The organism is Pseudomonas sp. BS3767, from assembly GCF_900099665.1.
GTDB classification, from domain to species: Bacteria; Pseudomonadota; Gammaproteobacteria; order Pseudomonadales; family Pseudomonadaceae; genus Aquipseudomonas; species Aquipseudomonas cerasi.
Window position 1 is genome coordinate 45,538 of record NZ_FNCX01000011.1, and the last position, 20,709, is coordinate 66,246.

The window sequence follows — 20,709 nt, forward strand, 5'->3', positions numbered from 1 at the left end:
CTGCGTCGCATGCCTTTCCGGACGCTCCGCGTCCTCTTGACGACGCAGAGCGACGCGACATGCATTCCCACGCTGGAGCGTGAGGAACGATAGCTATTATCAGCACCCAATAAAAAACCCCCGCCATCGCTGGCGGGGGTTTTTATTGGGCGCTGCTCGGGTTTAGCCGATTGCCACGCCGTGAGCTTCTGCCAACGGCTTCAGACCGCCGGCAAAGCCCTGACCAATGGCCTTGAACTTGAACTCTTCGCCATTGCGATACAACTCGCCGAAGATCATCGCGGTTTCGGTCGATGCATCTTCCGACAGGTCGTAACGAGCAACTTCCTTGCCGTCAGCCTTGTTCACAACGCGGATGTAAGCGTTGGAAACCTGGCCAAAGCTTTGCTTGCGCTCTTCAGCGGAATGGATGGTAACCGCGAAAACCAGCTTCTTCACTGCCGCTGCCAGGCCAGTGAGCTTGACCGTTACCGACTCGTCATCGCCTTCGCCAGCGCCTGAACGGTTATCGCCCAGGTGCTCGACCGAACCATCAGCCGACTTCTTGTTGTTGTAGAAAATGAAGCTGCTGTCGTCCAGCACTTTGCCATTTTCGCCAACGATGAAGATCGAAGCATCCAGGTCGAACTCGGCGCCATCGGTCACACGCGGATCCCAGCCCAGGCCCACGGTGATTTCTGTCAGACCAGGAGCCTCTTTGGACAGGGAAACGTTGCCACCTTTACTCAGACTTACTGCCATGTTCTTGATCCTTTCCAGAAAAGTGGTTGAGCGTGAATCAGAAATTCATGCCGAAAGAGTTGGCCACGGCTTTCAGTCCACCGGCAAAACCGCTACCCACGGCGCGGAACTTCCACTCGCCATTGTTGCGGTACAGTTCGGCGAAAATCATCGCGGTTTCAGTGGAAGCGTCTTCTGCCAGGTCGTAGCGAACAACTTCAGAACCTGACTGCTCATTCAATACGCGAATGAACGAGCCCCCCACCTGACCGAAGTTCTGCTTGCGGCTGCCTGCGTCGTGAATGGTCACGACGAAAACAACTTTCTCCACATCGGCAGGGACACGGGCCAGATCGACCTTGAGGACTTCGTCATCGCCGTCGCCAGCACCGGTACGGTTGTCACCGGTGTGCTCGACAGAACCGTCGGCGCTCTTGAGCTGGTTGTAGAAAATGAAGTCAGCTTCACTGCGGACCTTGCCATTGGCGGCCAACAGGAATGCGCTGGCGTCCAGGTCGAAATCCTGTCCGTCAGTGGCTCGCGGATCCCAGCCCAGACCGATCAATACGTTGGTCAGGGTAGGGTCGGTTTTCGACAGCGAAAGGTTGCCACCTTTTTGCAGAGTCAAAGCCATGATTCGTTTATCTCCTTTATCCAGTGTTTACGCTTTTTCTTCCGCGGATTCGTCTTTGCCCGGGAAGAGCAGGCTTGCAACGATACCGATGATCAATACGACGACCACAACCAGCAGGCTGGTGTTGGCGCTGATCTCGTAACCGTGATGGAACAGGTGGTTGGTTGCATTCAGGCCCAGTTTGACGGCGATGAAAAACAGCAAGGCGATAACCGCTTTCTCCAGGTGCACCAGGTAGCGCTTGAGGGCTTCCAGAACGAAGTACAGGGTACGCAGACCGAGAATCGCGAACAGCATGGCCGAGAACACGATCAGCGGCTCGCGGCTCACGGCGATGATTGCAGGCACGGAATCGAACGCGAACAGCACGTCGGAGATTTCCGCCACAACCAGACACAGGAACAGCGGGGTCGCGAACAGAGCGCCTTTGGCCGCCAGCGTGATACCGGCGTTTTCAGGCTTTTTGACTTCCTGCTCGAGAACCGAGCGACGAACGAAGAAGTTGCTGCCGTGCAGTTTTGGCCACACCGGGAACAGCTTCTTGGCGAAGCGATAAGCCATGTGTTGCGAGTAGTCGACTTCTTCGTCGTCGTCATCGCCCGCCCTGAGCATCATGATGGCTGTCCAGGCAACGATGACCGCAAACACCACTTCGACCCATGGACCCAGCGCCAGAAGGCCGGTACCGATGGCGACGAAGATGCCGCGGAAGACGATGGCGCCGATGATACCCCAGTACAGAACGCGGTGGCGCAGGCCATCCGGAATCTTGAACCAGGAGAACAACGCCATGAATACGAACAGGTTGTCGACGCTCAACACTTTTTCCAGCGCGTAACCGGTCACGAACAGCGTGGCGACTTCAGAGCCGTGCTGGACATACAGGAAACCGGCGAAGGCCAGCGAAATGGCGACCCAGAAAATCGACCACGCCGAGGCTTGCGCGAGGGTGATTGGCTTGTTTCCACGGTGGGAGAACATGTCGATAGCCATGGCCGTAACGGCCAGACCGACGAAAACCGCCATCGTGAGTGGAGGGAAGCCTAGAGAGGTGCTTTCCATTTAACTGCGTTCCTTAGGGTAAAAAATTACAGGTCGAAATCGGACGGGTTGAGGCCAAGCTCTCGACAGATCGTGCGGCAGACTTCCCGCTCTTTCTCATCGAAGCTGCCATCGGCGCCGCCGATAGCACAGCAGACGCGCACCAGCAAACGGGCTGCATCTTCTTTCTTTTTGATCTTGCCGATGGTTTTCAAGGCCTCGGCACGACCAATTTCAAAATCGAACTCGAACTTTGAGCAGGCTTCCTGGAAGCCCTGGATGACGTCCTTCATGTCGAAAACTTTCAGTTCCTGAGAGTTCTGAATGAAGCCGGCCATTTTCTGCTTTTCACTGGAGCTGATATCACCGTCTGCGGCCGATACCAGAGCACAGCCGGAAACCACAGCCTCCATGAATTCGCGATTCTTGAACTTCGAGACTTCCGAAGCCAGCTTGTCGCGAGCAGCTGTTGCGTTTGTTTTCAACCAGTCCAGCATGTCTATCTCCCATGAGGCGGCACAGCCAGCCCAGAAATACCACGGTATGTTTACTTGGAACCTGCAGCCCAGCGCATGCCCCATCCGTAGGCTTTATCCATGTTGCTGTGGCCGTTATGGAAATCCACACGACGCGTCACCTTGACCGCACCGTTGTCATTTTCCAGCAGGGCAATGGCACACATGCCCTGGCGACCGCCTTCTTCATTGAGGCGAACCTCGATGGGCGGCTGGCCCGGCGCGTGAATGGTGACGACCCCGTCGGTTTCCTTCCAGTTCGGCGCACCTTCATAGATGAACGCGTAGACCAGAATGCGACGGATCTTGCTCCAGTGCGCGCCATTGATATGCAGCCACTCACCGTCGCTGATCGAGCCGGTACGGTCATCGCCCATCAACTTGATGAACGGCTCGGTGTTGAGCGAACCGAACGAGTTGCCCAGCGCCTGAACAGCGCCTTTGAGACCGTCCTGCATTTCGAAGAGGCAGCCTACATCAAGGTCGATGGCATTGCTCTTCTTCATAGAGAAGAAGCCACCGCCCTTGCTGTCGTTACGACGGTTCCAGTTCAGGTTGACCCGAATCTCACCGAAACCGGCACTGGATTTTTCCAGACTGATCGAAGCACGGGTCTTGTCGAGCGTAATCTTGCTCAGACTGACGGTCGACTTGGGCACAGGTGCAGGTGCAGGTGCAGGTGCAGGTGCAGGTGCAGGTGCAGGTGCAGGTGCAGGTGCAGGTGCAGGCTGATCCTGCGGCGCGGCGACTTCAACGCCGAAGTTTTTCGCCAACGGCTCAAGGCCGCCAGCAAACCCCTGGGCCACGCAACGGAACTTCCATGCCCCCTGACGCAGGTAGAACTCGCCCAGAATCAACGCGGTTTCTTTCATGCCGCTGGTAGGGATATCGGCTTCGATACCGCTACCGCCGGTGATGTTCAATGCCAGGCGCGACACGCTGCCAAAACTGGCCTTGTTCTCATAGATGGTCGCCGTCAGGGCCACCTTCTCGATGACCGAGTCCAGACGGCTCGGATCAAGACTGAACACTGCGCGTCCGGCTGACGCTTCCGTCTGCTGCAGCGCACCGCCGTTCACGCTTTTCTGGCCATAGAAACACATGTCCTGATCGCCACGGACCTTGCCGGAACCGGTCAGCAGGAACGCAGACACATCGATATCCGCATCCGCGAGCGGAGAGTAAATAACTTCCACCGTCAGCGGGCCGGCAGCGACCGGCGCGTTGGCGCCCGGAACAAGTTGGGTCATGCGCGTACAGCCCCGATCGCCAGTTCGACCAGATCATCTGCAGTACGGCCATTGGTGACCTGCCCTACTGCGGTGAAATCCCAACCTGCAGGGGTGCGCGCCAGATAGGACATCACAACGCCGGTGTGCTGACCTTTTTCGGACAGATCAAAGCGGCCCAGTTCGTTACGGCTGCCCAGGTCGACAATACGGCAGTAGGCGTTGGCGACTTTTTCGAAATTCTGACCGGTGAACGAGTTGACGGTGAACACCAGGTATTTGACGGTGGCAGGCAGTTTTTCCAGATCGACGCTGATGGTTTCATCGTCGCCCGCGCCTTCGCCGGTACGGTTGTCACCCGAATGCTGAATGGCACCGTCACGCGATTGCAACTGGCGGAACCAGACCAGATCGAGGGGCTTTTTGTCGGCGTCGAGCATGATGCACGAGGCATCCAGGTCGATATCGCCGCCGCCACCACCGAGCAATTTACCGAAGAAACCACTGGCTTTTTCAGGGTCCCATCCAAGTCCCATGCTGACTTTCTTGAGGCCTGTACCAGCAGTTTTCTCGAGTGAGATCGTCTGGTTCTTTGCCAAAGTGAGTGCCATTTTTCGCTCCATGTGACGTTGGATTTCGGATAAAAGTGTTACAGCCTTACCGTGTTGGCCCGTCTTTGCCATCAGGATTGTGTAACTTGGCGTTAACGGGGCCTTTATAGCGGCCTCGACGCCACGTCGGATGGAACAAACGCCAGTGCGCATCCTGAGCAGCGGCGAGCAATTCGTGGTCACCTCGGGTGTCGCCCCAGGCGCGAACCCGGAACTGGGTCAATGGCCCGTAAACGCTCTCCAGGCGTGCAACTTTCGAGTCGCAACGGCAGTTGCTTCCTTCGATCAAGCCGGTCAGCTTGCCGTCGATCACTTCCAGATTGGTACCGATCAGCTCTACTTTCAGGCGATCAGCAAAAGGTTGCAGGACCATAGCAGGCGATGCTGAACAAAGCGTGACAATGGCACCCTTCTCGATTTCAGCGGCAATGGACTCCAGCGCGGCAGGACGCATCAGGCGTTTCCAGTGCGACTGGCAGAACGCTTCCGCCTTCTGCTGCAGCCACTGCACTTCGACGCCACTGAGGAAGGCCTTGATCAGGCGCCCTTTCAGTTCGTCGCGGGTCACGCGCTTGGCAAGAAAGCCGATGCTCGGCAATACCAGCCGGGCCATACGCACAGAGAAGGCTCGTTGCCCAAAGGCGAACTTGAGAAACGGCACGAAGCTGTCGTGTCGGGTGATGGTCCCGTCAAAATCGAAAACCGCCAACAGGCGTTGTTCAACTTCGATTTCAAGATCGGGGCCTGCAGGTTCAAGATCGGGTTCTACGGTTTCAAGGTCAGGTTCTATCATCTAGCTAACTGCCTCAGCGAGTCGAATGCTGGCATCCATGATCGAAGCGGGTGCGGATAACACTCCATGCCATTTGGCGCGCTCCATGATGTGGGTTGCCCATTTATAGTGGGTAGCCGGTTCACACATCGCGTCGTTGTACTTGAACACTGCGGGGGCCACAGAGTTCAAAATCATCCGGGCGGAGTTGATGTCCTCCAGACTGACGCGTAGCGCATTCTGAATGATATTGACCTGCGAGGGGTGAATTGCCGTTTTACCGACCAATCCATTGGTAATATCCAGCGCCAGCTCATGCTCCAGAATGTCCGGAGTAGCCAGTTGCTCGAACACCGGAGCGGTAAGCGCAAAGCCCTGCGAACCCATGACACCCGCCAACATGGGGATGACATACCCCATCGGCGTCGAATACAGGGTCATGGCCGGATTACGGCGCAGCCCCAGGCAGCCCATCAGGTCATTGCCCCCGATGCGCAGCGCAATGATCCGCTCGCACAGACTGGCCTTCAAGGCTTCCCCCAGCTCGACCATCGCTGTCGGATTGAACACTTCAGGGGTTTCCAGTGTAGGCATCAACGCCAGCGCCGGGTTGGTGACGGCCTGCTCCCAGTTCGTCAGACTTTTCAGCGAGAGCTTGGGAACAACGAAACCGTCGACGTGCGCCATCAGCGGCCAGTCGTTGAGAATTCGCGCCATCGCAGCGTCTCTTGGACGCACGAACAGCAGCGGACCGTCGGCCGGACGACCGCCACGATCGCGGATACGGGTGAGTACCTGACGAAGATTGAGTAACGCCGTGTCGACATCGGTCAGTGCTACGGCGTCTTCCAGACAGACGACCAGCGAACGCAGCTCGGGAATCTTTTCACCGAACACCACATCGACGATATCGTCCCGGGTCGCGGGCATGTACAGCGTTGCCCCCAGCGCATAAGGCGAGAATAAGGCCATTAGCTCAGACTCCGAATGATGGTCACAGCCCGATAGGGCCCCAGGAGATCGCCAACTTCTTCGACGGGAATCCCCGCTTTTTCGGTCAGGTGCAACAGCAATTGCACGTCGCTGTCAGCCAGGTTGCGCACCAGTACATGATCCGGCACGCGGCGCATGACCGCTCTGGTGGCTTCGGCAATGCCCGGCTTGATGCGATTGAAGTTATTGATCCCGAAGCGCTCGGCCAGACGGTCAACCACCTGTAATGCGGCGGCCTTGAGTTCGGTTCGCTGAGGCAGCGTCCAGGGTGTCAGTGTGAGCGTAGAACTGTTTTGACGACGCTGGCTGTCGATCTGTTCAATAAAAGACTGCGTGACGTCGTGGTCGCGCAACTGCTCGTACACCACGCAACCGTGCAGCCCGCCGTCCGTCGGCCAGATAGAGCGCGACACCAGACCGGACACCGTGGCACCGAGAATGCCGGAAGGAATCACCCAGTCCTCTGCCGACGCTGCCAGCCAGGCACTGCCGCACGGATCGGCCAGCACCACCAGCCGTGGCTGATCCGGAAAGCGCGTATCGCCCGCCAGACTGCGACGGATCTCCCCCGAAATCGCGCCCTTGCCGGTCCAGCCGTCGACGAACACGATGTTCTGCGCGCCGTGGGCCTGAATAATGGCTTCAAGCGCCACCGTATCAATGCCGCGATCACGGACGATACTGATGCCGTAGTGGTGCGCTTCGCAGCCCAGATCGATCAGCGCCCGTCGCAACAGCACACCCAGCGGCAGACCGGCGCGCACGAACGACACCAGAATGATTTCAGCGCCTGTGCACTCGCGGTCAAGCGCCTGGGCCAGAGCTTGTACATCTTCGGCCATGCGCGCGCCGTTCTGCTTGAGCGCCCGCTCATACAGCGCCTTGTGAGCGGCGCTGGGCGCTGACTCCTCGCTGATCATTTCCGAATAGTGCTTCTGTCGCGTCTGAATCAGGCGCTCCTTCTCCTCGACGCTGGTGGTCTGCATCGCCACGCCGCGCAACAGGAAATGCACGTCGTCGTGCAGGTAACTGCCACTACCGACCGTATCGAGCCCGTGAACGGGATCACTCATGCGCGGCTCCGACAAACATTTTCGCCAACTGACTGCGGGCAGGCGTCGCCCACCAGTGGCACTCTTCCATGAAACCCAGATCGGTAATGCTGTCGCCAAAACCGAGCACCGGGCGTTCGCCATTGATCGCCTTGTCGCGTCGCAGCCACTCCTGGACCGCGTAACGCTTTGCCAGCCCTTCGGGCAGGAAAGCCAGATTGTTGCCGTTGCCGTGGATATGCATGCCGTCGAGCAAGCCTCGCGCCTGCACTTCGGCCAGCACTTTGCCGAGGATGCTGTCATCGCTCTCGTTGTGCTTGGTCACCACATAATGGAACAGCTGCGCCTCTTCGACCACCCAGCCGCGCAGTGAAAAACCCAGTTCCTGACCGATCGCCAGTGTCGTCGCCGACAGCTCATGCAGACGCGACTGGTAACTGGCCAGGGTCTGTTTCATCTGTTCGTTCCAGTCATGGTCCAGCCGTCCCATGACATCGAGCATCACGCCACCATGGGAGCAGATCGCACCTGCGGTGAACGGCAGTTTGACCCGGCTGTAGGCCTCGACACTGCGCGCCGTCACCGGCACCACATCGGAATGCGCCAGCAACCAGTGCGCGAACGACTTCTGCACATTGGTCATGTAGCCATTGGCATTACCAGAGATGTCCAGCGTTGCGACGTGCTTTTCAATGTCAGCCGGCGTTTTGCGCGCGGTCTGGAACAGGGTGTCGTCCAGATCGACGAAGATCAACGGGCGGTCGTTACTCATCGCAGATGACCTCGGCGTTCAGTGCTTCGATCAACTCGGCAGGCACCGCCTGCCTTGGGGTTTCGGTACAGATCAGCACCCGGTCGAACTGACCCGGCCGCACGTTGTAGAGGAAGTTGGGAATGCCCAGGCCATAGTTGTCGGAGAACGACAGCGCATGGCCGATGGCGTGACCGAGTGCGATCGGTGAACGGCTGGTGGAGCTGAAGTGCACGTCGGCTCCGGCCTTCTCCAGACGCTCGGCGAGCAGGAACGGACGCCAGACGAATTCGCTGGTGCCAACCACCAGAATGCGCTCGCCCTTTTTGACGGTAATACCGGGTGCCAGCGTATCGGCCACCGAGAGCACACCCATGCGTCCCCAATCGTTGGCGGTGACCAGCGGCCAGTCACCCATGGCAACGGTGCCGACTTCCGGCATCTCAGGCAGTGGCGCGCTTAAGTCTTCATCGAAGAAGTAAGAGCCTTGCAGCAGCGAAACCTGTTCTGCCACTGCGCCCATCGAGGTACTGACCGCGCCCGCCGACCAGTCGGTGAGCACACAGGTCACCACCCGCTCGATTTTGCTCAAGCCGGCGTCAACCAACGCTTGATGCAGGTTGATGAAGGTCTTGCCTGTGGACGCCTCGTCATCGACCAGCACCAGCGAACGGGCACCGAGCATCATCTCGCGTAACGCCGGATCGACGGGCAGGTGGATCAGATGAGCGCTGGCGTGGCTGTGCTCTTCTTCAAAGCGGGCAAACAGCGCGCTGCCGGTCGGATGGCGCGTGCTGACCATGTACAAGGCATCCGGGCGCGTTGCGCTATAGGCACGGTGTACGCCGGCACCAAGGCCGACAGCCGTTTCGGCCATGCCGATGACCAGCACCGGGCCGGGCAGGTCTGCGGGGATCTTGTGCGCCAGGTCCTGAAAACTTTTCAGCATCACGCCTGGACGCGCAGGGATATGGCGCCCCAAGACTCGGGACACGAAGAGAAACGCGCGCTTGGGGTTACGCCGCTCGGCGAAGCCGAACAGTGAATCCGGAGCGATGGTCGACGAATCGACGCTGACATCGAGGCGACCACGAAGCAGATCAGCACGAAGCTTTGTAGGGTTGGAAAAAGCTGCGCTGCTGTCCATCGATAAATTCCTGATTAGCGGGGCCGCAGCCCCTGACGCCTGCAGACCAGCCAGGCAACACCGGCTTCACTGGCGAGAGGCTTCAACAAGCCATAACGACGACTGAGCGGTGCGTGAGATTTCTGTGGTGGTGTACGACCTTTCCGGGCGGGCATGCGCAGCGTCGATGCGGCACGCCTGCAGGAAGGCCAGCAACAGTGCGGACTTCACGGCGAAGTTCATGTTTTGCCCGTCCGGTACGGTTGAGGTCACCATGCCAATCACTGCGCCCCCGTTGTCAAATAACGGGCTGCCACTGGAACCCGGCTGTATCGGTGCCGTGAACTGAAACAGGCTGGCATCGTTGTGCAGGCCGAACAGACCGGAGATCCCGCCCTGAGTCACCTGCAACCCGCCACCTGAAATGGACGCCAGTGGATAGCCCAAAACCGCTACGGTATCACCCGGCTCACAGCCCTGCCCGTCCCGGAATGTAACCGGAGACAACAGCGGTGCGCCCTGCACGCGCAGCAGCGCGATGTCGTTGCGACGGTCGATGACCACCGGCTCGGCCTTGTAACGGCCCTCCAGTGAAGTGATGTAGAACACGCCCATGTCTTCGATGACATGCGCACAGGTCATGACGTGCGCCGGGCCGACCACGAACGCCGTGCCGGTCGCCGACTCATGCCGCGGCCCGCCTCCCGAACCCGCAGACGGGCGGCGCGGATGACGGTCGTCCACGTCCAGACCGATCTTGCGCCCGAACGCCGACAGTCCATACGCCGAGCCTTCGCTCAGTGCGCGGAATTTCCATTGCTCATTGCGCTTGTAGAACTCGCCGATGATGATCGCCGCTTCGCCGTTATCGCGCAGGTCCAGGCGGTGCTCGATATCGCCATCCACGTTGAGGTGCAGGCTGGCAATATCGCGGATCGGCCCCATGGCGGCGTAGACGTAGACCATCAGCAGCACGCGATCACTGCCCTTCGGCAACCTGTCCAGCCATAACGTGCAGCCAACATCCTGAGGGCCGCCGCTCCACTCCATCCAGCCTTGTTCCTGATGCAGCAACGCTGGGTCGCCCATCGGCTGGCGCTTATCGTTGACCGCCAGCAAGGCGACCGCTGCGTACTCACCAAAAACCGAAGACTTACCGCTCTCCAGGTTCCAGGAGCAGTGGGCGTTAGCTAAAGCAGTGTTTGCACCTGGCGCAAGAAGCTTCATGCCCGATCCTCCCTGATAAGAGCGATTAGTGATAGCAAAAATCTATTATCACGATCAAACCGAGGCCCGTACAGCGACCGTGATGGCCTTGACGCGGATATCTTCGAGCCAATGTGTTTCCGGTTCTTTCAAGCCGAGACGCCGGGCCGCAAAAATACCCGGAAGGTTGATGCCGGTTTCACGGGTGTAACCAATGCCGCCTGAATAACGCGGGTTGATCTCCAGCAAGCGCGGCTTGCCATCCGCGTCGTCGCGGGTCTGCACATTGATCAGCCCGTCGCAGGCAAAATGCTCCGCCGCACGTACCGCCAGCTGTACCGCTTCGCTGTCACGCTCGAAAGTCTGATTGAGCCCCACCTTGCGCCGCCCGACAAAGGCGACCGCCTTGCCGTGCTCGCAGACCATGTCTACCGAACACTCACTGCCCGGCATGTACGGCATGAGCAGCATGGCGGGAACATCATCGGCCTGACGATAAGCATTAAGGTACGCCTGAAAAGTCGTTTCACGCGCATCCGGATTGGCGAAACAGCGAAAATCGTCGACATCGGCCTTGAAGCGCCAGAAGCCCCGCCCGTAAATCCCGACCACCGGCTTGATACACACCTCGCCAGACACCGCCAACGCATCGTAAGCCGCCTGCAACTCCTCGGCATTGCTGACGGCAATCCCCGGAATACACGCCAGCCCCGCCGCCTCGGCCGCTGCCGTGAAACGACTCTTGTCATCGACATCCATGAAGGTCTGCAGGGACGTTCCGCCGGTAACGAGGTCCAACCCTTCGGCAACAAAACGCGCACGCTGCGCTTCGTAAAAGCTGCCTATACGCCCGGCGACAATAATCTTGACGCCCAGCGAGCGAGCAGTCTGCAGCACCCAGTCGATACGCTCGTCGTTATCGACCGGCTCTTGCAGCGCCACATCGGCCTGCCCGGTGATTTCGGAGCGCTGCTGGCGATGCGAAGCGATGATCTGCACCGACGCAGGCAGCGCATCGCGCGCGCCCATGATCACTTCACGCTGGCTGGATTGCCCTTCAAGGAACCAAATCATGTCAATCTCCGGGAGACAACGCCGTCAGCAACGGCCTTGTCGAATTTTGTAATAACTGTTTTGCTTCGAAATGTTCGGATTAGGGCAAAGTCACGCAATTTTAAACAGAGGACGCTGGTATGAAGTGGCTGAGAAGGTCGATTTGGCTTGTGGTATTCGTTGCACTGGGGATCGGCGCATTAAGCCTCTACTACGTCCTGCCGCGCCATGATGTCGTGATGATCACCGGCGTGGAAGTCAAAAGAATGGACGCCGACGGCGTCATCAACGCCGAAAACCCGGCAGACGGCCCGACCCGCGACGTGTACTTCATCAACACCGAAGACCCGGACACCAAGAAAGTCGTGGTCTACCGCAACGAAGACACCGGCTGGAGCTTCCCGTGGTACTTCAAATTCGACTCCGCCGACATCCAGGCCAAAGCCCAGGGCTACTCGCGTGACTCCCAGCAACTGGCACTGATTCGTTATTACGGCTGGCGCATAACGATCCTGTCGATGTTCCCCAACGTGACAGAGGTTGAGGCGGTGACGAGTCGTGATCAGCCGTTTCCGATTTTTAATACGATCTTTTTTGTGGTGGTGGGGTTGCTGGTGGTGATGGTTGTGGTTGGGGTGAGGAGGCGGTTTCGTAGGCAGCCGCGGGTTGATGGGGTGGCGCGTTAACACTGGGCTTTGAGCTCTGGCTCTCGACGGATGGCTTCCGGTGAGAGCCTTAGTGAGCGGAAGTGTCGGGCTTCACTGCGAGGATACCGCCCAACAGCAGGCAGATCGTAAGTATTGCTTCAGAAGAAACGGTTGCCCATGCAGCCCCCATGGCGCCATGTAGTGGTACAAGCCACGCATTAAGGCACACGTTCGCGAATAACGAAAATGCCGCACTGATCAGAAAGAAACGCTCTTGATGAGTTGCAACTGCGCATTGCGTAAGAACAAAATTTGGGAGAGCAAAGAACAATGAAATCGACAACCAACCCATGATGGGCTGTGTTTCGTCCACATAAGCGCTACCAAAAAGCAGGCCTACTCCCCAGCTGCCTGATATCCAGCCACCGCCTGCCAGCAACGCACCAATCGCAAAAGCGATCAGGATCGCCTTGCGGCTGAAATTAACGCTACCCTCCGGCGTCTCCGCCAGATGCCGCATGCGCCGGAATATAACTAGCGCTACAGGAGTAGCAAGCAGCATGACGCCGTCAATCAACCGGCAAGCAACGGCGTAGGAGCCTACTTGCGGGACATAACCCAGCACGCTATGCAAAATGACGATGTCTACGCGGTGGTAGATTGTTGTAAGCAGGTCTAGCAACAGAAAAACGAACGCACTGCGGTAAGCCCACACGGGCAACATCAGCGGTGCTTTGATCAACGTAGGCAACTCTCGCCGAAACCAAACAAACGTCAATAACAGGCCAAGCCCCCAGGCAGAGAAGATAGCGACCGGTGTCAGGCCGAAGATGGCAATGCTGGACAGGATCATCAGCGCGCTCAAACTTCGAGAGCAAACCTGAAAGAAAGCATCCTTGGAAAACTCTCCAGCGCCTTTTAGCCATGACGATAACCATGTAACCAGCGTAATTGCGCTGAAACAGAACACTGCAGCAGCCAGCGCGAAACCATCTATCCAGCGGGAAGCCAGACAGGCGAGCAGCATTAACATCAGGCTGCTGATTACAAGATGCAATAACGCCTGGCGCGGCAGCGTTTGATTCAACGCCTTCAGGGCTGCCGTAGGAGAGGCTCGCTCACGTAAAAAAAGGGTTTTAAGTCCCGCGTCCTGAATCAGTGCCAGAAACATAGCGAGAACATAAATGTAGGTGTAAGCGCCAAAGGCGTCTGGCCCCATGCTTCTCGCCAGGAGAACTGAGATCCCAAGCGACATTGCAGCGCCGTAAATCGTTGACATCCACTGAACGATCAGAGGACTGCCTTTCCTCAACAGAGAAAATACCGAGAAATTCGATGGAGTTTCAGTGCCCTGTAAAGGCATCTTTGCAGCCATTGAATACTCCGAAAGAAAAATTTTATCCACAACTCACAAAGACGAGTCTCTGCTTACTCGTCTCAGGATCAGGCTACCTCACGCACAAAATGCTAGCACAAGTGTTGTCGTCATCTCGCGGGGGGATCCGCAATAACTCCCTGCATCCAAAAACGTGGAAGATATCGCCCACCGAAATCCTCACTAAATTGCTGTCTGCGTGTGTCCATGTCGGGTACGTCGCGAACAATGGTGTAGAGAATCATGCCCGTCGCAAGCGTCAGGCAAAGCAACCATGCACGACTGAGCGCAATACTGGCCGGACGGGGGGCTATTTGCCATTCATGCAACGCCAGCAGCCAGCCTATAATGATCGCCAGCCAAAGTTGTGAATACGGCATAACTATCACGCCATCAACCATTGACTGGGTAAGGGCACCAATAAGACTGGCGAACAGGCACAGGCGCATCAGGTCTACAGGCTCAAGGGACAGCGCACGCTTACGCACTAGAACAGCGGTGGCGCTCAGCCCATATAACGCCAGACCTGCCACGCATAACGTCGAGGGAATCCCCCACTCACAGGCCCATTGCAGAATGGCCTGATGTGGGTGCGCCGCCACGGCATTCCACATATCAGCGAAATGCATGGGGCCGAAGCCCAATAGCGGGCGCTCTTTGATCATAGCCCATGCTTGTTGCCAGAGGATTTCCCGTGCGGACAGTGACGTGGTCAGGCGGTCGCCGGCAAAATTGCTGACTTCGATACCCAACAGGCCTGGTAGCACGCTGAATAGCAGAGTAAATAGCAGAAGCCCGGCCGTAGCAGCAGCGAGTTGCCAGCCTGACCAGCGTCGCCCTGCATGCCCCAAGCAAAACATTAAGGCAACTGCAACCCCCATACCCAGCCATGTCCCGCGAGTCCCTCCACTGATCGCGATCATCCACCAGAGACTGGTCAGGCAGAACAAGCCGATCTTGATCGAGCGCCGTGTAGAGGTCAGTAGTAGCGGAAGTACAAGTAAGGGCAAAGTGAAGGTCTGAAATTGGCCGTAAAAACGCTTGTTGGAAAAGCCGTCGAGTAGCAGGTCGGTGTCCAGCACATCTGCTGCGCTTAGAAATGCCGCGATAGAGGCGGAAAGAAACTGGGTTGTTTTGACGGCGCAGATGAGAGTAACCGCACCTACAAAGGCAAGATCCAACAGTGCTCCATGAAATCGTCTTTGTTGAGTGAACGCGGTGGCGATGGCGCAGGACAGCAACAAGACTGACAGTTCGGTTAGCGCCCATAGCGGCTGGTGGGCATTAAGACTTGAAGTAACCCCACCAAACAATATAAGAAAAAAAACCACCTTTACCTTCAGCTCCATGGCGCTGACAGCTGAAGACCTGGAGGAACCCAAGAATAGAATTGCGCTGGATAATAAGCCTATAAAAAACTGCCCAATCCTTTGAGAGTCATGCATAGTGAGATCAGAGATACAAGCGCATGCAAATAGGCCAACAAGACACAAGAAAAAAAATATACTATCTCTGGATACTAAAACCAAAATTCTTTCCACCTTAAAGAAAACCCGACCAATGGTGATCGGGTTTCTATTAAGCTAAGCAAACAAGCGCTGACCCTTTTTATTTAGCTGAGCCCAGCACACCGCGTTTCAAGTCACGCTAACCACAAATAACATACTGGGATTACATTCATAAAATGTACTTTCAGACTGATCAGCTGCTTGACTTGCAAGAGCCAGGCATCCAATTGGAAGGTGTACCTATACAAGTCCAGCCTGTAATATCAGTACCACCAGAGTTTTTAGTAGGCGTCATGGTGACAGTTGTGTCATCCGCCACTTTAATAAAGCCTTTCACAGTGATTGCCCCAGTAGTCGCGTTGACGGTCAGGCTTTTTGCATAGGTAGTAGGGACAAAGCCTGTGCCACATGCGTCAAGTGCAAGGAATCCTTTGCTGGCCACAGTCTCAGTCACGCATGTGCGAGCGCTGCTCGCAGCCAAGATCAACTCCGAAGCTTTGGCTCGAGCGGTGTAGTCCTGATAGGCTGGCAGTGCGACAGCAGCCAGAATCCCGATAATCGCAACAACGATCATCAGTTCGATCAACGTAAAGCCTTTTTGCTTTTGCATAAATACTTCTCCAGGCGTCAAAAGGTAGTGCCTTCGCTAAAGAGAAGCATAGCTCGTGCCACAATAAGGCTAGGCTACGATTACGTCGTCTAGCGAAGACCGTCATCGTCAAAAGGTTTCAGAAATTCGCAGAAACTGACAATTTTCGTCACATCTATCACTGCCATTTGGCAGCATCGTCCGACTGCGCTATAACCCTCACACTGTCTGTGTCTGGTGGTTTTATGACTGATGTTGTTCTCACTGGTTTGGCCAAACAACTGGTCCTGGCCGAGCTCCTTACAGAAACTGCCGCGCAGCAGGCCTATCAGCAGGCTCGCCGCGAAAAAGTCTCGCTGGTTAGCTACCTCGTACAAAACAAATTGGTCAGAAGCCTGACGCTGGCGGAAATAGCATCCGATCAGTTCGGCGTTCCATTCGTAGATCTTTCAAGTCTGGACAAGGAAAGCCAGCCTAAAGGGCTGGTGAGTGAGAAGCTTGTACGGCAGCATAATGCCCTCCCTCTATGGAGGCGTGGTAACAAGCTGTTTATCGGTATATCGGACCCGACAAACCATCAGGCGATCACAGACATTCAGTTCAGCACAGGCCTGAATACTGAAGCGATCCTGGTTGAAGATGACAAGCTGACCGTTGCGATAGACCGTTTTTTCGACACTGAAAGCGGCCTTGGGGAGTTAGCTGACATTGATCTGGGTCTTGAAATTGAGCCTGCCAGTGACAAGGAAACCTCGCTTGCAACTCAGAGTGACGCCGATGACGCTCCAGTGGTGCGTTTCGTCAACAAGATGCTGATGGACGCCATAAGGCTCGGTTCTTCCGACCTCCATTTTGAACCCTACGAAAAGATTTTTCGCGTTCGCCTGCGCACCGACGGTATTTTGCATGAAGTGGCCAAACCACCGATCCATCTGGCCAACCGAATTGCAGCGCGCTTGAAAGTCATGGCAAGCCTTGATATCTCTGAGCGGCGCAAACCGCAGGACGGCAGGGTCAAGCTGCGAGTGTCCAAAAATAAAGCGATCGACTTCCGTATGAATACGCTGCCAACACTGTGGGGCGAAAAGATCGTGATGCGGATTCTCGATCCGACCAGCGCACAGATGGGCATTGACGCATTGGGCTATGAGCCGGACCAAAAAGCTTTGTATATGGAAGCCTTGAAACAACCACAAGGCATGATTCTTGTAACCGGTCCCACCGGCTCGGGTAAAACCGTTTCGCTATACACCGGCCTGAACATTCTCAACACCGTGGATATCAACATTTCCACAGCTGAAGACCCGGTAGAGATCAACCTGGAAGGCATCAATCAGGTCAACGTCAACCCGCGTCAGGGACTGGACTTTTCTCAGGCATTGCGCGCATTCCTGCGTCAAGATCCCGACGTAATCATGGTCGGCGAGATACGAGACCTGGAAACGGCAGAAATCGCCATCAAAGCTTCGCAGACTGGCCATATGGTACTTTCCACACTGCACACCAACAGCGCGGCGGAAACATTGACTCGCCTGCACCATATGGGCGTTGCAGCATTCAATATTGCAACAGCGATCAACCTGATTATTGCGCAACGACTTGCGCGGAAGCTGTGCAGCCATTGCAAGAAAGAACTGAATATCCCTCGCGACACACTGATTCAGGAAGGTTTTCCAGAAGCTAAAATCGGCACCTTCAAGATCTTTGGACCGGTGGGCTGTGAGCACTGCAATGGGGGCTACAGAGGCAGGGTCGGTATTTACGAAGTGGTCAAAAAAACACCGGAGCTGGAGCGCATCATCATGGAAGAAGGCAATTCACTGGATATCTCCAGACAGATGCGTAAGGACGGCTTCAATGACCTGCGTACCTCCGGACTGTCAAAGGCCATGCAGGGCATAACTAGTCTTGAAGAAGTCAACCGCGTGACCAAGGATTAAGCATGGCCAGCAAGGCAGTTAAAGTCAGTGTTTACACATGGGAAGGTGTGGACAAGAAAGGCAGCAAGCTCAGTGGAGAAGTGAACGGGCACAATCTTGCGCTTGTGAAGGCGCAGTTGCGCAAACAAGGTATCAACGTCACCAAGGTACGCAAAAAGCCCGTATCAATCTTTGGCAAAGGCAAGAAGATCAAGCCGCTGGACATCGCATTCTTTTCTCGGCAGATGGCAACCATGATGAAGGCAGGTGTACCGCTTCTGCAGTCATTTGACATTATTGCCGAGGGCGCAGAAAACCCGAACATGCGTGCGCTAGTCGATTCACTAAAGCAGGAGGTTTCAGCAGGGAACAGCTTTGCGACTGCTCTGCGACAGAAACCGGAATACTTCGATGACCTGTTTTGCAATTTGGTAGATGCTGGGGAGCAGGCTGGAGCGCTAGAGAGCCTGCTGGACCGAGTGGCGAGCTATAAGGAAAAGACAGAAAAGCTAAAGGCAAAAATTAAAAAAGCCATGACTTATCCTGCCGCTGTTTTGATAGTGGCTGTTATTGTTTCAGGCATCTTATTAATTAAAGTAGTACCACAATTTCAATCTGTATTTACCGGTTTTGGTGCAGAGCTACCGGCGTTCACACTGATGGTCATCGGGCTGTCTAACATCGTACAGGAGTGGTGGTTAGGCATAGTTGGATTATTTTTTTTCGGTTTCTTCGTATTCAAAAAATCTTATAAGCAGTCCCAAAAATTTCGAGACAGCATTGATCGATTTTTGTTGAAAGTGCCTGTCATAGGACCACTTATTTTCAAGTCTTCAGTAGCTCGCTACGCCCGAACGCTTGCAACGACATTTGCAGCAGGCGTCCCGTTGGTAGAAGCACTTGATTCAGTTGCAGGTGCTACTGGTAACGTGGTTTTTAGAAACGCGGTCAATCAGGTAAAACAGGATGTCTCCACGGGCATGCAACTGAATTTCTCAATGCGCTCGACCGGTGTTTTCCCGAGTCTGGCGATTCAGATGACCGCTATTGGCGAGGAATCAGGTGCACTGGACAATATGCTCGATAAAGTCGCGACCTATTACGAAGAAGAAGTCGACAACATGGTCGATAGTCTAACCAGCTTGATGGAACCCATGATCATGGCTGTGCTGGGTGTCATCGTTGGCGGCCTTGTCATTGCGATGTACCTCCCCATTTTCAAACTCGGAAACGTCGTCTGACATGCCCCTCCTCGACCTACTGGCCAGCTCCCCTCTGGCCTTCGTCACCACCTGCTGCATCCTCGGCCTGATCATCGGAAGCTTCCTCAACGTAGTCGTCTACCGCCTCCCCAAAATGATGGAGCGCGACTGGAAAGCCCAATCCCGTGAACTGCTCGGCCTGCCCGCCGAACCCGATCAACCCATCTTCAATCTGAACCGCCCCCGTTCCAGCTGCCCGCATTGCGCACACAAAATCCGCCCATGGGAAAACCTGCCGGTGATCAGCTATCTGCTGCTGCGCGGTAAATGTTCGCAGTGCAAAGCGCCGATCAGCAAACGTTACCCGCTGGTCGAGCTGACCTGCGCAGTGCTATCAGCCTACGTGGCCTGGCATTTCGGCTTTGATTGGCAGGCGGCGGCGATGCTTGTACTGAGCTGGGGGCTGCTGGCGATGAGTCTGATCGATGCCGATCACCAACTGTTGCCTGATTCTCTGGTGCTGCCACTGCTGTGGCTGGGCCTGATCGTCAACGCTTTCGGGCTGTTTACCTCGCTTAACGATGCGCTGTGGGGAGCGGTGGCCGGCTATCTGGCGCTGTGGTCGGTGTTCTGGCTGTTCAAGCTGGTGACCGGCAAGGAAGGCATGGGTTATGGCGACTTCAAGTTGCTGGCCATGCTTGGCGCGTGGGGCGGTTGGCAGATTTTGCCATTGACCATCCTGTTATCGTCGCTGGTGGGCGCGGTGCTCGGGGTGATCATGATGCGTGTGCGCAGGGTCGAAAGCGGTACGCCGATCCCCTTTGGTCCTTATCTGGCCATTGCGGGGTGGATCGCTTTGCTCTGGGGTGGTCAAATAACCGACTCTTACATGCAGTTTGCCGGTTTCAGATGACTCACCCTGATGAAAAACCCTGGATTCTTGGCCTGACTGGCGGCATCGGTAGCGGTAAAAGTGCAGCGGCGAAGTGTTTTAGCGACCTTGGCGTCGACACTGTGGATGCCGATCATGCCGCCCGCTGGGTAGTCGAGCCCGGGCGCCCGGCGCTGGAGCAGATAGCGGCGCACTTCGGTAAAGGCGTGTTGCAGACCAGCGGCGAGCTGGATCGAGGCGCGCTGCGCAAGCTGATCTTCGAAAACCCCGAGCAGCGGCGCTGGCTGGAAGCGCTGCTGCATCCGCTGATCAATCAGGAAATCGTCAGCCATCTGGCCAAGGCCAAATCGCCGTATGCCATTCTGGTCTCGCCACTGCTGGTCGAGTCCGGGCAATACCGCATGGTCCAGAGGCTGCTGGTGATCGATGCTCCGCCGCACCTGCAGATAGAACGCACCATGCTGCGCGACAGCTCCAGCCAGGAGCAGGTCGAAGCCATTCTCAAGGTGCAGATCCAGCGTGAAGACCGCCTGCGTCATGCCAATGATGTGCTGGTCAACGACCGCGATCACGCCTGGCTTACCAGCGAAGTCGAGCGGCTGCACCACTTTTACCTTACTTTGCGTGGAGGCCAATCATGAGCCAACCAATGACCGTTCAATGCCCAACCTGCGACGCCCCGGTGGAATGGAGCGCAGCCAGTCCGAGCCGCCCGTTCTGCTCCGAGCGCTGCAAACTGATCGACCTGGGAGCCTGGGCTTCTGAAGAGCATGCGATCCCGGTGAGCCCGGATGCCGAGGATGAGTTGTTCTCGGGTGATCTGGAGGCTCCGCACAGGGGACATTGATAACACGTCGATGTGAAGCAACTCGCT

22 protein-coding genes are annotated in these 20,709 nt (G+C 56.3%); 6 read left to right on the forward strand and 16 right to left on the reverse strand.

From position 1 onward, the window contains the following. Window positions 1-162 precede the first annotated feature (162 nt). From BLR16_RS24745 to BLR16_RS24805, 13 genes are all read right to left on the reverse strand, one after another. Entirely contained in the window at window positions 163-741 is a 579-nt protein-coding gene (locus BLR16_RS24745; RefSeq protein WP_074809158.1) for a TerD family protein, read from the reverse strand. Between the two features lie 37 nt (window positions 742-778). After that, window positions 779-1,354 (reverse strand): TerD family protein, encoded by a 576-nt coding sequence (locus tag BLR16_RS24750; RefSeq protein ID WP_092194502.1) that lies wholly within the window; start codon window positions 1,352-1,354, stop codon window positions 779-781. Between the two features lie 27 nt (window positions 1,355-1,381). Next, window positions 1,382-2,416 (reverse strand): TerC/Alx family metal homeostasis membrane protein, encoded by a 1,035-nt coding sequence (locus BLR16_RS24755; protein WP_003371301.1) that lies wholly within the window; start codon window positions 2,414-2,416, stop codon window positions 1,382-1,384. Between the two features lie 26 nt (window positions 2,417-2,442). Next, complete coding sequence (locus BLR16_RS24760) at window positions 2,443-2,892, reverse strand: tellurite resistance TerB family protein (protein WP_003371299.1); 450 nt, start codon at window positions 2,890-2,892, stop codon at window positions 2,443-2,445. A 50-nt stretch (window positions 2,893-2,942) separates the two neighbouring features. Beyond that, on the reverse strand, window positions 2,943-4,160 hold the full coding sequence (locus tag BLR16_RS24765; protein WP_092194503.1) for a TerD family protein: 1,218 nt from the start codon (window positions 4,158-4,160) through the stop codon (window positions 2,943-2,945). Continuing rightward, entirely contained in the window at window positions 4,157-4,750 is a 594-nt protein-coding gene (locus tag BLR16_RS24770) for a TerD family protein (protein WP_002552034.1), read from the reverse strand. Before BLR16_RS24770 ends, BLR16_RS24765 begins: the two co-directional genes overlap by 4 nt. A 46-nt stretch (window positions 4,751-4,796) precedes the next feature. After that, window positions 4,797-5,543, reverse strand: a complete 747-nt coding sequence (locus BLR16_RS24775; protein WP_003371292.1) for an HAD-IB family hydrolase — start codon at window positions 5,541-5,543, stop codon at window positions 4,797-4,799. Beyond that, window positions 5,544-6,494: an HpcH/HpaI aldolase/citrate lyase family protein gene (locus BLR16_RS24780; RefSeq protein ID WP_072367064.1), complete on the reverse strand. Its 951-nt coding sequence runs from the start codon at window positions 6,492-6,494 to the stop codon at window positions 5,544-5,546. Further along, window positions 6,494-7,588: a cysteine protease StiP family protein gene (locus tag BLR16_RS24785; RefSeq protein ID WP_074809154.1), complete on the reverse strand. Its 1,095-nt coding sequence runs from the start codon at window positions 7,586-7,588 to the stop codon at window positions 6,494-6,496. Before BLR16_RS24785 ends, BLR16_RS24780 begins: the two co-directional genes overlap by 1 nt. Then, on the reverse strand, window positions 7,581-8,339 hold the full coding sequence (locus tag BLR16_RS24790) for an HAD family hydrolase (protein WP_003430718.1): 759 nt from the start codon (window positions 8,337-8,339) through the stop codon (window positions 7,581-7,583). Before BLR16_RS24790 ends, BLR16_RS24785 begins: the two co-directional genes overlap by 8 nt. After that, window positions 8,332-9,465: a phosphoribosyltransferase domain-containing protein gene (locus BLR16_RS24795; RefSeq protein ID WP_072367062.1), complete on the reverse strand. Its 1,134-nt coding sequence runs from the start codon at window positions 9,463-9,465 to the stop codon at window positions 8,332-8,334. Before BLR16_RS24795 ends, BLR16_RS24790 begins: the two co-directional genes overlap by 8 nt. 66 nt (window positions 9,466-9,531) lie before the next feature. Beyond that, window positions 9,532-10,671 (reverse strand): trypsin-like peptidase domain-containing protein, encoded by a 1,140-nt coding sequence (locus tag BLR16_RS24800; protein WP_074809152.1) that lies wholly within the window; start codon window positions 10,669-10,671, stop codon window positions 9,532-9,534. Window positions 10,672-10,725: 54 nt separating this feature from the next. Beyond that, entirely contained in the window at window positions 10,726-11,724 is a 999-nt protein-coding gene (locus tag BLR16_RS24805) for an ATP-grasp domain-containing protein (RefSeq protein ID WP_074809149.1), read from the reverse strand. 119 nt (window positions 11,725-11,843) lie between these two features. On the opposite strand from BLR16_RS24805, the gene BLR16_RS24810 reads away from it, so the two are divergent. Then, window positions 11,844-12,389 carry a DUF1523 family protein gene (locus BLR16_RS24810; RefSeq protein ID WP_046719958.1) on the forward strand — a complete coding sequence of 182 codons (546 nt, stop codon included), beginning with the start codon at window positions 11,844-11,846 and terminating at the stop codon, window positions 12,387-12,389. 49 nt (window positions 12,390-12,438) lie between these two features. Here the strand turns inward: BLR16_RS24810 and BLR16_RS24815 are convergent, their stop codons facing one another. The 3 genes from BLR16_RS24815 to BLR16_RS24825 all read right to left on the reverse strand — a co-directional run bounded on the left by BLR16_RS24815 (window position 12,439) and on the right by BLR16_RS24825 (window position 15,843). Beyond that, window positions 12,439-13,725, reverse strand: a complete 1,287-nt coding sequence (locus BLR16_RS24815; protein ID WP_046719959.1) for a lipopolysaccharide biosynthesis protein — start codon at window positions 13,723-13,725, stop codon at window positions 12,439-12,441. 110 nt (window positions 13,726-13,835) lie between these two features. Further along, entirely contained in the window at window positions 13,836-15,074 is a 1,239-nt protein-coding gene (locus tag BLR16_RS24820; RefSeq protein WP_198729440.1) for an O-antigen ligase family protein, read from the reverse strand. Between the two features lie 352 nt (window positions 15,075-15,426). Further along, window positions 15,427-15,843, reverse strand: coding sequence for a pilin (locus BLR16_RS24825; RefSeq protein ID WP_032697899.1), 417 nt, complete (start codon window positions 15,841-15,843; stop codon window positions 15,427-15,429). 224 nt (window positions 15,844-16,067) lie between these two features. Between BLR16_RS24825 and pilB the strand changes: the two genes are divergently transcribed. From pilB to yacG, 5 genes are read left to right on the forward strand one after another with little or no spacing between them, the layout of a single operon-like run. Then, on the forward strand, window positions 16,068-17,762 hold the full coding sequence (gene pilB, locus BLR16_RS24830; RefSeq protein WP_074809145.1) for a type IV-A pilus assembly ATPase PilB: 1,695 nt from the start codon (window positions 16,068-16,070) through the stop codon (window positions 17,760-17,762). 2 nt (window positions 17,763-17,764) lie between these two features. Beyond that, entirely contained in the window at window positions 17,765-18,982 is a 1,218-nt protein-coding gene (locus tag BLR16_RS24835; protein WP_004409926.1) for a type II secretion system F family protein, read from the forward strand. Window position 18,983: 1 nt separating this feature from the next. Beyond that, a complete protein-coding gene (locus tag BLR16_RS24840; protein WP_074809143.1) occupies window positions 18,984-19,856 on the forward strand; it encodes a prepilin peptidase in 873 nt (290 codons plus the stop codon). Next, entirely contained in the window at window positions 19,853-20,476 is a 624-nt protein-coding gene (coaE, locus tag BLR16_RS24845) for a dephospho-CoA kinase (protein WP_074809140.1), read from the forward strand. The genes BLR16_RS24840 and coaE overlap by 4 nt, the downstream gene beginning before the upstream one ends. Beyond that, window positions 20,473-20,682 (forward strand): DNA gyrase inhibitor YacG, encoded by a 210-nt coding sequence (yacG, locus tag BLR16_RS24850; protein ID WP_002552020.1) that lies wholly within the window; start codon window positions 20,473-20,475, stop codon window positions 20,680-20,682. Before coaE ends, yacG begins: the two co-directional genes overlap by 4 nt. Window positions 20,683-20,709: the final 27 nt, after the last annotated feature.